Annotated in this window: 11 protein-coding genes; 10 read left to right on the top strand and 1 reads right to left on the bottom strand. The window is 45.1% G+C overall.

Annotation, left to right across the window (positions count from 1 at the left end):
- The first annotated feature begins 35 nt into the window (after positions 1–35).
- The 7 genes from fsa to MKY66_RS18100 all read left to right on the top strand — a co-directional run bounded on the left by fsa (position 36) and on the right by MKY66_RS18100 (position 9,003).
- On the top strand, positions 36–701 hold the full coding sequence (fsa, locus tag MKY66_RS18130; protein ID WP_076210039.1) for a fructose-6-phosphate aldolase: 666 nt from the start codon (positions 36–38) through the stop codon (positions 699–701).
- 60 nt (positions 702–761) lie between these two features.
- Positions 762–2,180 carry an NADP-dependent phosphogluconate dehydrogenase gene (gene gndA / locus MKY66_RS18125; RefSeq protein ID WP_076210040.1) on the top strand — a complete coding sequence of 473 codons (1,419 nt, stop codon included), beginning with the start codon at positions 762–764 and terminating at the stop codon, positions 2,178–2,180.
- A gap of 246 nt (positions 2,181–2,426) precedes the next feature.
- Positions 2,427–3,527 carry a metallophosphoesterase gene (locus tag MKY66_RS18120; protein ID WP_076210041.1) on the top strand — a complete coding sequence of 367 codons (1,101 nt, stop codon included), beginning with the start codon at positions 2,427–2,429 and terminating at the stop codon, positions 3,525–3,527.
- A gap of 321 nt (positions 3,528–3,848) precedes the next feature.
- Positions 3,849–4,703 carry a PRD domain-containing protein gene (locus tag MKY66_RS18115; protein ID WP_036613466.1) on the top strand — a complete coding sequence of 285 codons (855 nt, stop codon included), beginning with the start codon at positions 3,849–3,851 and terminating at the stop codon, positions 4,701–4,703.
- 132 nt (positions 4,704–4,835) lie between these two features.
- On the top strand, positions 4,836–6,755 hold the full coding sequence (locus tag MKY66_RS18110) for a beta-glucoside-specific PTS transporter subunit IIABC (RefSeq protein ID WP_076210042.1): 1,920 nt from the start codon (positions 4,836–4,838) through the stop codon (positions 6,753–6,755).
- Positions 6,756–6,804: 49 nt separating this feature from the next.
- Positions 6,805–8,268 (top strand): 6-phospho-beta-glucosidase, encoded by a 1,464-nt coding sequence (gene ascB / locus MKY66_RS18105; RefSeq protein WP_076210043.1) that lies wholly within the window; start codon positions 6,805–6,807, stop codon positions 8,266–8,268.
- A 168-nt stretch (positions 8,269–8,436) separates the two neighbouring features.
- Positions 8,437–9,003, top strand: coding sequence for a hypothetical protein (locus MKY66_RS18100; protein WP_076210044.1), 567 nt, complete (start codon positions 8,437–8,439; stop codon positions 9,001–9,003).
- A gap of 9 nt (positions 9,004–9,012) precedes the next feature.
- Here MKY66_RS18100 and MKY66_RS18095 read toward each other — a convergent pair whose 3' ends face one another.
- Entirely contained in the window at positions 9,013–9,897 is an 885-nt protein-coding gene (locus tag MKY66_RS18095; protein WP_076210045.1) for an AraC family transcriptional regulator, read from the bottom strand.
- 134 nt (positions 9,898–10,031) lie between these two features.
- On the opposite strand from MKY66_RS18095, the gene MKY66_RS18090 reads away from it, so the two are divergent.
- From MKY66_RS18090 to MKY66_RS18080, 3 genes are all read left to right on the top strand, one after another.
- The gene (locus tag MKY66_RS18090) at positions 10,032–12,752 is read left to right on the top strand and encodes an alpha-L-rhamnosidase (protein WP_076210046.1); all 2,721 of its coding nucleotides are present in this window, start codon (positions 10,032–10,034) and stop codon (positions 12,750–12,752) included.
- A 109-nt stretch (positions 12,753–12,861) separates the two neighbouring features.
- Complete coding sequence (locus MKY66_RS18085) at positions 12,862–13,341, top strand: putative immunity protein (protein ID WP_339805521.1); 480 nt, start codon at positions 12,862–12,864, stop codon at positions 13,339–13,341.
- Positions 13,316–13,855 carry a GNAT family N-acetyltransferase gene (locus tag MKY66_RS18080; RefSeq protein WP_076210047.1) on the top strand — a complete coding sequence of 180 codons (540 nt, stop codon included), beginning with the start codon at positions 13,316–13,318 and terminating at the stop codon, positions 13,853–13,855. Before MKY66_RS18085 ends, MKY66_RS18080 begins: the two co-directional genes overlap by 26 nt.
- Positions 13,856–13,882: the final 27 nt, after the last annotated feature.

The following is a 13,882-nucleotide window of genomic DNA, read 5'->3' as shown; positions in this document are numbered from 1 at the left end:
CCAAAATAAAAAATATATCTGGAGGTAATTAAATCATGAAATTTTTTATCGATACAGCTAACGTGGAAGATATCCAAAAAGCATACAAAATCGGCGTATTGTCTGGTGTAACAACAAACCCATCTTTGGTAGCCAAAGAAGGCGTGAAATTCGAAGATCGTATTGAAGAAATCTTGCGTTTGGTACCTGAAGTGGAGTCCGTTTCTGCGGAAGTGACACCAGATGCACTTACTGCTGAAGAAATGATCGCACAAGCAGACGAATTGATCAAAATTAACAACAGCGACAAAAACATTACGATCAAATTGCCAATGACACTTGCAGGACTTGAAGCTTGCCGTTACTTGACCAAAAAAGGCGTGAAAACCAACGTAACGTTGATCTTCACTGTGAACCAGGCACTTCTGGCTGCTCGTGCTGGTGCAACATATGTATCCCCATTCCTGGGACGTCTTGATGATATCTCCGAAGATGGCGTACAATTGGTTGCCAAAGTTGCTGAATTGTTCCGTACACATAACCTGGATGCACAGATTATTGCTGCTTCTGTAAGACATCCGGATCACGTTACACGTGTAGCGATGGCTGGAGCACATATTGCTACTGTTCCATTCTCCGTCATTGAACAGATCTCCAAACACCCGCTGACAGATCAAGGTATGGACAAATTTGCAGCAGACTGGAAAAAAACAGTACAATAATCTATAACCATTCATTCGTTTCAACTTACTATATAAATAATGGAGTATTGGGAGGACATAATGAGTAAACAACAGATTGGTGTTATTGGATTGGCAGTAATGGGTAAAAACCTGGCTTTGAATATTGAAAGCAAAGGTTTCTCGGTATCGGTATTTAACCGTTCCCCGGAGAAAACGAACGATCTTCTGAAAGAAGCAGAAGGGAAAAACCTGACAGGTGCGTTCACTATTGAAGAATTCGTGGAATCCCTGGAGTCTCCGCGTAAAATTCTGATCATGGTACAAGCAGGTAAAGCAACAGATGCAACGATCGAGCAACTGCTTCCTCATCTGGATCAAGGCGACATTATTATCGATGGAGGTAATGCGTACTTCCCTGACACACAACGTCGCAGTAAAGAACTGGAAGGAAAAGGTTTCCGCTTCATCGGAGCAGGTGTATCCGGTGGTGAAGAAGGCGCACTGAAAGGCCCGGCAATCATGCCAGGCGGTCAGGAAAGTGCTTATCAGTTGGTAGAACCGATCCTTACAGCGATCTCTGCCAAAGTTGGCGATGACGCTTGCAGCACATATATCGGACCAGACGGTGCCGGACACTATGTGAAAATGGTGCATAACGGTATCGAGTACGGAGATATGCAGTTGATTGGTGAAGCTTATCACTTGCTCAAATCCGTATTGAACGTTTCCGTTGAAGAGTTGCATGAGATCTTCACCGAGTGGAATCAAGGGGAGCTGGACAGCTACCTGATCGAAATCACGGCAGATATCTTCTCCAAATATGATCCGGAAACAGGAAAACCAATGGTTGACGTTATTCTGGATGCTGCTGGGCAAAAAGGAACAGGTAAATGGACAAGCCAAAGTGCACTTGACCTCGGCGTACCATTGTCCATGATTACAGAATCCGTATTTTCCCGTTTCTTGTCTGCAATGAAGGACGAGCGTGTAGCAGCTAGCAAAATCCTGAATGGACCAGCGACTGAAGCGTTCTCCGGCGACAAAAAAGCATTCATCGAGAACGTACGTAAAGCGCTGTTTGCAAGTAAAATCGTATCTTATGCACAAGGATTTGCACAAATGCGTGCAGCTTCCGATGAATACGGCTGGGATCTGAAATACGGTAACATTGCCATGATCTTCCGTGGTGGTTGCATCATCCGTTCGCAGTTCTTGCAAAACATTAAAGAAGCATATGACAAAGATGCAGAACTCAAAAACCTTTTGCTGGATCCTTACTTCCAAAACATCGTTGAATCTTATCAAGGTGCATGGCGTGAAGTTATAGCGGCTGCTGTAAAACAAGGTATTCCGGTACCTGGCTTCTCCAGCGCTCTTTCTTACTACGACAGCTACCGTACAGAGCGTTTGCCAGCAAACTTGCTGCAAGCACAACGTGACTACTTCGGTGCTCACACATTCAAACGTGTGGACAAAGAAGGTTCATTCCACTTCCAGTGGATGGACACAAACGAGTAATTTTAATTCCGAAAATAAAGCATTCCTGCGGTTGTCTTTGAATTTAACTATTCAGGGCGACTGCAGGAATGCTTTTTCTGGTTTATGGTACGAATTTGAATATCATCAAATTGTAATAAAATGTACCTATCTGGCTTTTGCAAACAGGTGATCTGACCCTTCAACTACGTTATACTTGTTCAGACGGACTTGTGTCCTTGATGAAAATTCAGAATACAACTTATTGACGTGGAGGTTAGACCGGGAATGTTTGTATTAGCAGGTATATTGTTTTTGGTTGTATATGGTTTATTAGTGTTCTACATAGGCTGGAGCGGTTGGAGTTGGATGAAACCTGTCGTGTCCGCCAGATTTCGGTGGTTGTATATTATTGCGCTTGTATTCCTTGCCACTTCCTTCATATTGGCACGATTATTTGGAAGCATCTCGTTCCTCGGTATCATCGGTTCTTACTGGCTGGCAATCTTCTCGTTGTTATTGTTGATCCTGCCCGTCGTCCACCTCACGATGTGGTTGCTGAGATTAACCCGTATTCCAAGACATCACACACAGAAATGGGCGGGAGTTGTTACGCTGGTGCTGTTAGTGTCCACATTGGGTTACGGAATTTTCAACGCTTACAGCCCTGTAGTGAGAACGTATAATATCCAGATTGATAAAAAAGTAGAAGGTGTAGACAAGCTCAACATTGTCATGGCTGCCGATATGCACTTCGGACTTCTATCTGGCCCTGCACATGCCAAACGCATGGTGGAGGAAATTAATGCACTGAAGCCGGATCTGGTGCTGTATCCTGGAGATATTATTGATGACAATCTGGATATGTACCTCAATAGCGGAATCGCCGATATTATCAGTGATATTCAGGCCCCATACGGCGTCTATGCTTCACTCGGAAATCACGATAAGTTCGATGGTCCGATTGAAGATCTGATTGCTGCGCTGGAGAAGAGCAACATGCAAGTTCTGTACGATGACAAGATCGTGCTGAATGACAAGATCACCCTCATTGGTCGGAAAGACCGAACAGAGAAGGATCGGGCAGAAGTAGCTACTTTAATGCAAGGCACTGATTTGACCCAACCGGTACTTATGATGGATCATCAGCCGTATGATCTGGATATTGCGGAGCAGAATAATGTAGATCTGGTCGTATCTGGTCACACCCACCGTGGTCAGATTGCACCTGCTCAGTTCATTACACAAGCGATTTACGAGAATGATTGGGGTTATTTGCAAAAGGGTTCTATGCACTCCATCGTAACCTCAGGATTTGGCTTCTGGGGACCTCCAATTCGTACTAGTAGTCGTTCGGAGATTGTACAGATTAATGTGACGTTCCAGTAATGATGAAAGGCCCTTCGAAAGAAGGGCCTTTAGTTTGTTCGAAGCAGTGAGTTGGATAACGACGTTTGAATCTGCATCAAAATGCGAATATTAAAACATATGAACCCTTAAACGTGGAAGCGTAGGTAAAAGACTCATGTAAGGGAATGAAGTGGAATAGAGCGGTATTATTTTTGGGTTGACACCGTTTTCAGGTTATGATAAATTAGTTCCGAGGCTTGTTACCGGTAATGCGGGCAAAACCACTATGGAAATGATTTTATTATTTCTGTTTTGGTTTTGCCCTTTTTTATTCCTCAAAAAAAACCAGGTGGGTCCATAATGATTATTAAACAGATATTTAATAACAATATTGTCAGTACCGTGGATGACAAAAATCAGGAACTACTGATCCTCGGCCGGGGTATCGGATTTAAGTTCAAAGCAGGCGATGAGATTGATGAAGAGCGGATTGAGAAGGTATTTCGTCTTCAGGATGCATCAATCTATGAGAAATTCAAATCCATCGTAGCTGAAGTGCCGATTGAGATTCTGCAGGCAACAGATGATATTGTGACACTGGCACGAACGCAATTGAACAAAACCATCAGTGACGGGATCTATGTCTCGCTGTCTGATCACATTCACTTTGCTGTTCAACGCTTGGAAAAAGGAATGATTACTCGTAATCCACTTTCTTGGGAAGTTCAGCACTTCTATAAGGCGGAGTACGATGTGGCCAGAGAAGCACTGACCTTGCTGAAGGAAAGACTGGATATTGAGTTTCCCAAAGATGAAATCTGTAATATTGCCTTGCATTTTATCAATGCGGAAGTCAATGATTCCATGAACGATGTTACCCATCTGATGCAGCTGTTGCAGGAGATTATGAATATCATCAAATATCACTTCAACGTCGAATTGGATGAAGATAGCGTCAATTATTTCCGCTTCATCACCCATTTGAAATATTTCTGTCAACGTGTCATTACTCATTCTTCACATGATGATGCTGAGGAATATTTATATGAAGTGGTTCGGAAAAACTATCCGGAGACATTCAAATGTATCGGCAAGATCGAGACTTTTATCCATAAGAACTATCAGTATGACATGACTCACTCTGAGCAGTTATATCTAACGCTCCATCTGGAACGTTTGATGAAAACCAAGCGGGACGAAAAGTCCACGCAATAGAATCAAATTACAACTGGATATCCTATGGGCTTGTTACTGTTCAATCAGGCAATACCCGAATGAGATGGCGCCATCCAAATGCGCTAGATTCGTTCGGGTATTTTTTATTGGAAAAATGAGGAGGAAAACATCATGAAACATCAGGAAACGGCGCAGGAGATCATTAAAGCCGTTGGGGGAACAAACAATATTAACTCGGTGTATCACTGCGTCACACGTTTGCGCTTTGATCTAAAAGACAACGAGAAAGTTGATAACGGCTCACTCAAGAAACTGGATAAGGTCATGGGAACGAATATTTCCGGAGATCAATTCCAAGTCATTATTGGTAATGATGTGGCAAAAGTATTCGATGCCATGGTGAAGGAAAATCCGGCAATCCAGCAAACTACAGAAAAGAAAGAGCCAAAGTCGGATAAAAAACAAAATGTCGTGCTGAAAATTTTTGAAACAATCGCAGGTGTCTTTGCTCCGATGCTCCCAGCGATTACTGCGGCAGGTATGCTCAAAGGATTACTTGCACTATTCGTGTCCGTAGGTTGGATGTCTGCCGGAACGGATACGTATCGTATTCTTTCAGCCATCGGTGACGGCGTATTCCACTACCTGCCTTTACTGATTGCAGTTAGCGCTGCTCGTAAATTCGGCAGTAACCCGTTTGTTGCGATTGCACTAGGTACTGCACTCATGTATCCGGACATGACAGCATTGTTATCTAGCGGTGAATCGGTTGGATTTTTGGGAATCCCGGTTACAGCAGTAAGTTATGCTTCATCGGTTATCCCGATTCTTCTTGCAGTATGGTTGATGTCCTATGTTGAGAAATGGGTTGACCGCGTTATCCCTGCTGCACTCAAGCTGCTGCTTGTGCCGCTGATTACCTTACTTGTTATGGTGCCGGTAACGCTGATTGCGATCGGTCCATTGGGTACATTTGTAGGTAGCGGATTGTCTGGCGGCATCAACTGGCTGCTGAATGAAGGCGGATTGATTGCAGGTATTGTTCTTGGCGGCGCGATGGCGCTCATTATTATGACAGGAATGCACTATGCACTTGTGCCGATCATCCTGAGTAATATCGCTACACTGGGCTTCGATAAATTCTTGCCATTGACCTTTATCTCCAATATGGGTCAGGCTGGTGCAACACTCGGCGTATTCTTCCGGGCAAAAGATAAAAAACTCAAAACCGTGGCATTGTCAACGAGCTTCACCGCACTCATGGGTGTAACGGAGCCAGCAATGTACGGGGTTAATATGAAATACAAAAAACCATTTGCTGCAGCCATGATTGGTAGTGCAGTGGGTGGCGGATTCGCCCTTGCTTTTGGCGCGAAAGCGTATGTACTTGCGGGTAACGGTGGTCTCCCAGGACTTCCTTCCCTGATCGGACAGACCTTCTGGTATTCCTTTGGGGGTATGATTTTAGCCTTTATCGTGGGTGCAATCATGTCTACGATATTTGGTATTAAAGAAGAAGAAGGAGACGCTGAGGCGTTGGCTCAATTCTCACCGGGTGCTTCTACAGCACCAGCGAAAGCTGTTTCCAACAATGCAGGAACCGTGAACGTGGACGACATGGGCGATCCAACACCAACGAGTGATGCGATAGCAGTTGCACCGATGACAGGGAAGTCCATCCCGCTCAAAGAAGTCAACGATCCAACATTTGGTGATGAATTGATGGGTAAAGGTGTGGCATTTGTTCCAACGGTGGGTGAATTGGTTTCTCCAGTGACAGGTACCATCAAGAATGTGTTCAAAACAAAACATGCGATCGTTGTCCGCAGTGATAACGGAATGGAATTGTTGATTCATGTTGGAATTAACACGGTGAAGCTGCGTGGACAGTATTTTGATGCACATGTTGCTACAGGAGCACGTGTACAGGCTGGAGACAAGTTACTCACGTTTGAACTGGCCGAGATTGCAAAAGAATACGATATCACAACCGCTATGGTTGTTACCAATACGGCTGATTACAAGCAGGTTCTACCTGTGAAATTGGGCGAAATCACGATGGGTGAAGACGTCTTGAAAGCTGAGATCTAAACGGTCCGTCTTAGGACTAACAATATCAACAAAAGAAGGAGAGATTCGAATGATTAATCGACAAGGATTCCCGGAAGGTTTTCTATGGGGCGGCGCTATTGCCGCCAACCAGGCTGAAGGTGGATTTGACGCTGGCGGCAAAGGATGGTCGACAGCGGACATGGTTCCTTATTTTGAGAAAAAGGACTACACCAACCTTAGAGAACTGATGCATGTTACCAGTGCAACGGTAGAGAAAGCAATGTCACATCATAGTGCAAAAGGTTATCCGAAGCGTTACGGGATTGATTTTTATCACCGTTTCAAAGAAGATATTGCACTCTTCGCAGAGCTGGGCTTCAAGACATTCCGTCTGTCCATCAACTGGCCACGTATTTTCCCAAATGGTTATGATGCCGAGCCAAATGAAGAGGGATTGCGTTTCTATGACGAAGTGTTCGATGAACTCCGTAAATACAATATTGAACCGCTTGTAACACTCTCGCATTATGAGATGCCTATGGCACTTGTTCTGAAATATAATGGCTGGGCTGGCCCCGAAGTGATTGGACATTTTGTAAGATATGCGGAAACCGTGATGACCCGATACAAGGACAAAGTCAAATACTGGTTGACGTTTAATGAGATTAACACAACGATTATTGAACCGTTCACAGGTGGCGGTATTATTGAAGACCGAGTTGAGAACACGATACAGGCTTCTTATCAAGCACTTCATCATCAATTTGTAGCCAGCAGCCTGGTGACAGAGAAAGCACGTCAGATTAACCCGAACTTCCAGATCGGATGTATGCTTGCGCGTATGATTCACTACCCGGCGACGTCGAAGCCAGAGGATGTGCTGCAAGCACAGATCGATAATCAGCTGAACCTGCTGCATACAGATGTACAAGTTCGTGGTAGTTATCCAACGTTTATGGCTCGGTATTGGGCAGAGAACGGGATTACCATTGCCATGGAACCTGGGGACGAGCAGATCCTGCGTGAGCACACGGTTGATTTCATCTCGTTCAGTTATTACACATCCTTGGTGTCCGCAGTGAACCCAGAGGAATATGGAGTGACGGGTGGTAACCTGTACAGTACAATTAAGAACCCGAATCTGGAGCGTACCGAGTGGGGCTGGCAGCTTGATCCGATCGGCCTGCGCGTTGCACTGAAAGAGCTGTATGACCGATATCAACTGCCATTGTTTGTTGTAGAGAACGGCCTTGGCGCCAAAGATACCGTTGAAGCAGACGGTTCCATCAACGATGATTATCGTATTGATTATCTGAGAAAACATATCACACAAATGAAAGAAGCCGTTATGGATGGTGTGGACCTGATGGGATATACCAACTGGGGAGCGATTGATATCATCAGTGCATCCACTTCGGAAATGTCCAAACGTTATGGCGTGATCTACGTGGATCAGGATGACAACGGACAAGGCACATTGAATCGGTATAAGAAAAAGAGCTTTGGCTGGTACCAAAAAGTCATTGCCTCGAATGGCGAGAACTTGGAATAGATTAATCTATAAAGGCACTCCGGGCGTAGCTGGTATTACGGCGCCCGGGCGCCTTTTTTATATGATCAGGTAGAATTCTCATCAAAGCTATTGGTATTTCAAGGTAAAAAAGATGACTACATAACATACTGGATGGTATACTGTGATCGTATTGGGGGAGGGATAACCATGAAGAAGCCTATTATTGCTGTAGATATGGATGACACGATATGTCATCTGGTCAAGCGGGCTATATATCACAACAACCTCAACTTCCCGACCCATCCGTTGCGCTATGAGGATATGATTCATTGGGATACGTCCCATTTGCGTCATCCAGAGAGCACGCATGATGTATTTTATGGTCGGCCGGGTCTGTTCGAGGAATTGGAATTATACGACGAGTATGTAGTAGATGAGATGCGAAAGCTGAACGATGCTTATGATGTCATAGTCGTAACGGCAGCAGAACCAAGAACAGTTGTTGAGAAGTGGAACTGGCTCCAGCAGCACATGCCTTTTATAACCGCAGAACAGTTTATTACATGCAAAAGAAAAAACTTGCTTGGTTTCGATCTGCTCATTGATGATGGAGCACATAACCTGATTCCAGCGCATGAGGAGGGCAAAAAGGTCATTTGTATCCCACATCCGTGGAATATACAGGAGCGTGAGCGATACAACTTTCCGTTGATGTCTTCATGGAAAGAGGCCAAGGCTTACATAGATGAAGTGTTACAGGTTGTCGGTGTCTGAAAGTAAATCTTATTGTCCAGAGTGCTGTGCTCTGGATTTTTTGCGATAGGCGAGAGGTGTTTCGCCTGTTATTTTTTTGAATGCAGCATAGAATGAATCCATATCCCGATATCCAATCAGCTCTGCAATCAGACTGACTTTGTGCTGTGAACTCTTTAGAAGTTCGCAGCTTTTTTGTATACGCAGGTGTTGCAGGTGGCTACTAAAGGTCTGTCCAGTATGCCGAAGAAACATTCGTCCAATTTGCTTCTCGCCCCAGCCCGATATACGGACCAGATCAGACATCCGAATACGATTGCTTAGGTGTTCCTTGATATAGTGAACGATGTAATCAAAACCTGTGGAATGATGCTCTTCATCATGATCCTTTTGATAAAGTTGTCTGTAGGTCATCAATACCAACTGGCTCACCAAGGTGTATAACATGGTAGACGAACCGATTCCCGGAACGGAGGATTCACGGTACAGCTTCACCATTAGCTCTTCAATCCGGTCGTTGTGATCCACAACGGATATATAAGGAACCTGATTTTGTGCCAGATCCATCAGATGTTGAATGATTTCTTTTTCCTGAATGATTGCTGTCAGCGTGTGGATCAATTCAGCATTAAATAAGCAATTATATAGAATTAACGGATGCTCGGTTACGTTGGTGCTTACAGGACGAAAGACATGAGGAACGCCGACAGGAATAACAAACAGCATCCCCTTTGTCACCGGAATGATATCTTCACCGATATGATGAAAGCCCTTTCCTTCGGCAACATAACTATACTCAATAAAATCATGTGCGTGAAATGGAAGTACAAAATCTTCAGAGCAACGATTGACAAAAAGTTGCAGATGATTATGCAGAAAGTATTCGCTTTTCATGAGTTGTACAGATGAATTCACAAGCAACCTCCTCGCACAGATGGCTGAATCACCGGATGAAATAGTCCTGATTACCGGGTATTTAGGGCAACAGGATCGATATAATTATATCGTAACCCCGAATGGGAAGCCAAGATAGAAAGGACGATCTGCTAATGTTCAACGTTAGTCACCTTCGCTGTGAGTATAGAATCAATCCGATAGGCCTTGATGTCCAATCACCGCGTTTAAGCTGGCAGCTGCAATCCGATCGTCGGAACTGCATGCAATCCGCTTACCAGATTCAGCTGTCATTGACAGAAGATTTTGATGGAATTGCATGGGATTCTGGCGAGATAAGTACGGATCAATCCATACATGTGGAATTAAACCATTTTCAGCCTTCTCCACAAACGCGATACTATTACCGGATTCAGGCATGGGATGATGCAGGAAGTGATTCGGGCTGGTCCGAATCGGCTTATTTCGAGATGGGACTTATGGATAGTCATAATAAGTGGCAAGCAGAATGGATCACAGCTCAACCATCAGATGATGGAGATACGTCATGCCCGCGTATGCGCAAGCAGTTTAATGTGAAACAACCTGTTACATCTGCAAGAATATATGTAACAGCACTTGGATTATACGAGTTGCATATGAACAACACAAGAGTAGGAGAAGATTATTTTACACCTGGTTGGACCTCTTATCGTAAGCGATTACAATATCAAACCTATGATGTAACTCATCTACTTCAGGATGGGCAGAACATATTAGGCGCTTATCTGGGTGATGGCTGGTACCGGGGATATCTTGGCTGGAACAAAGAACGGGAGATATTTGGTTCAACGTCCGCATTGCTGCTGGAACTGCATATGAAATACGCAGATGGTTCGGAGGAATGTATCCTATCCAATGGGGAGTGGACGGCTGCTCCTAGTGCCATTCGTATGTCGGACATCTATATGGGGGAGACGTATGATGCACAAATGGAGTCTGATTGGTTTGATTCATCTCAGACGAATTGGGAACCTGTGAACGTACTGGATCATCCCAAAGATATCATCGTTGCGCAGGAGAACGTACCCGTTACCCAAGTAGAACAGCTACAGCCAATCGCTTTGTTAACAACCCCACAGGGAGATCGTGTAATTGACATGGGGCAGAATATGGTGGGATGGGTGAGATTCAGCATTCAAGGTGAGGCGGGTCATACGGTTGAGTTGCATCATGCAGAGATATTGGATCATGAAGGCAACTTCTACACCGATAATCTTCGCACCGCCAAGCAGTGTATTCGCTACACCTGCAAGGGGGATGGAGTGGAAACATTTGAACCGCATTTTACGTTCCAAGGGTTCCGTTATGTTAAGCTGGTTAACTTTCCGGAACACGTTCGTCTGGATGAATTCACCGGAATAGTGCTGCACTCGAATATGGAGCAAACAGGTCAGTTCTCATGCTCCAGTCCGCTGGTAAACCAACTGCATCACAATATATTGTGGGGGCAAAAGGGGAATTTTCTTGATGTGCCGACAGACTGTCCACAGAGGGATGAACGGCTCGGATGGACCGGCGATGCACAGATGTTTGTCCGGACGTCTTCCTACCTGATGAATACGGCACCCTTCTTTACCAAATGGCTACGGGATCTGGAAGCGGATCAGGGAGAAGATGGAGGTATTCCATTCTTTGTTCCGGATCTGAGAAGTTCGACCTCAGAAGGGTGGGGAGACACCAGTCATTCCTCCGCCGCTTGGGGTGATGCTGCAGTCATCTGTCCTTGGACCATCTATGAGATGTATGGGGATGCCAGATTACTGGCCGAGCAATATGAGAGTATGAAGCGGTGGGTTGAATACATTCATGTGCAGGGTGACAATCCGTATCTGTGGAACACGGGATTCCACTTTGGCGATTGGCTGGGACTGGACTCCAAGCCCGATAGTTATGTCGGCGCAACGGACACGGATTATGTGGCAACTGCATTTTATGCCTATTCGGTGTTGTTAACTCAAAAGGCAGCTGAGGCACTTGGAAAGACAGATGATGCTGAATATTACAAGCAGTTGCATACAAACATTGTTCATGCGTTTCGAAATGAATTCGTGACTCCAGCCGGCAAAATTGCTGTTCCGACGCAAACAGCACATGTTCTTGCGCTTCAATTTGACCTGCTGGACGCCACTGCTCGAACTCGTGCTGTTGATCAATTGGCAAAACTCGTGAAAGAGGCGGGCAATCATCTTACTACAGGTTTTGTGGGCACACCTTATCTGAATCCGGTTTTGAGTGATGCAGGTCTTCACGACCTGGCATATACATTACTTTTTCAAGAGGATTATCCGTCCTGGTTATATCAGGTGACTCAAGGCGCAACGACCGTCTGGGAACATTGGGATGGGATCAAAGAAGATGGCAGTCTCTGGAGTGCTGATATGAACTCATTTAACCACTATGCGTACGGAGCGATTGGAGAATGGTTGTACCGTTACGTTGCCGGCATTCGGTCCGATGAACATCAGCCAGGATTCCGAATGGTGCAAATCGAGCCGCAACCGGGACCTGGACTGGATTGGGTGGAAGCGAGTTTGGAGACGATGTATGGTCAAGTTGCTTCAAGCTGGCACCGGCTGGCGGAGGGTGAAATGGAGATTCGGGTGCATATTCCCGCCAACACGAGAGGTACGGTACGTCTTCCTGGAGCAGGTGCACAGATCGTGCTGGAACAAGGGAAACCGTTGGATCAGATAAGTGGAGTTCAGGGTATTCAAAACATTGGAGACGATGTTGAAGTCACACTTGGATCTGGGAGTTACCAATTCACTTACAAAGACACAGATGCTAAGAAGGATCAGAATGTTCAGGATGCTACATTGACAAAGTCTGTATAATGATAGAATAAGCGGTAAGAGGGACACTTGAAGAGGATCTGCACACACGCAGGTCCTTTTTCGAACTTGTCTGAGAGTGAATTTGTAGTATTTGAACAATGAAAGGAGCATGACCATGGCAAAACCTGCATTCAAAGATGCGCCTATGCGCCGCGAAATAGAGGATTTGGCTAAGCAACAGGATCACCATACATTGGCTTGTTGGGCTGCGGAGTGTGCGTTACGTGTCTTGTATATATCTGAGAAGAAGACGGATGATCTCCGCGCCCGTGATGCCATTGATGCAGGAAGAGGTTGGATCCGTGGAGAGATTGCCATGGTAGATGCTCGAAAGGCGGCTTTTGCAGCTCATGCTGCTGCACGGGAAGCCGATCATGTCGCTACCTCTGCTGCATCTCGTGCGGCGGGGCACGCAGCTGCAACAGCCCATGTGAAAGGCCATGCGGTGCATGCCGCAACGTATGCAGTGAAAGCTATCTTTTATGACTGTTTGATGGAAGAGCAAGAACGTCTTGTCCTGGAAGAGAGAACGTGGCAATATCAATATCTGTTGGGAGGATGTAATGATCATGGGGAAAGAACAAGTTAGATTAATTAAACCATCACGAGCATATAAGGAAGCATATTTGGCATTTTATGAAGACTGGGTCAGAAGTGGAGAATTGATGGTACCTTGGGTCGTTTCCAAAGATCCTTATGCGTTCGATGAGATGTTGGCATTTTTGCAGCGCAATGAACAAGGGATCGACATCCCGGAAGGCTGGGTCAAAGACAGTACATACTGGTTGGTCACGGAGAGTCAACAAATCGTGGGTGCTGTGAATATAAGGCATGAGCTTAACGATAAATTGTTCAACAGTGGAGGACATATTGGATATGGTATTCGTCCAGGAGAGCGGCACAATGGTTATGGTTCCGAAATTCTCAGGCTTTCTTTAGAGAAAACGATAGAACTTGGAATCTCCAAAGTATTGGTCGTATGTGATGCGGTTAACGAGCCTTCCAGAAGGATTATCCTTCGAAATGGTGGCATTCGGGATGAAGACTATGTGGAGTCCAATGGCAACGTTGTTGAACGATTCTGGATAGAAAATGTCGAATAATGAAGAATAATGATGTAATATAACGAA

Source organism: Paenibacillus sp. FSL R5-0766, from assembly GCF_037971845.1.
Classification (GTDB): domain Bacteria; phylum Bacillota; class Bacilli; order Paenibacillales; family Paenibacillaceae; genus Paenibacillus.
Note: the sequence above shows the minus strand (reverse complement) of the source record. Positions and strands in the feature narration are given on the sequence as shown.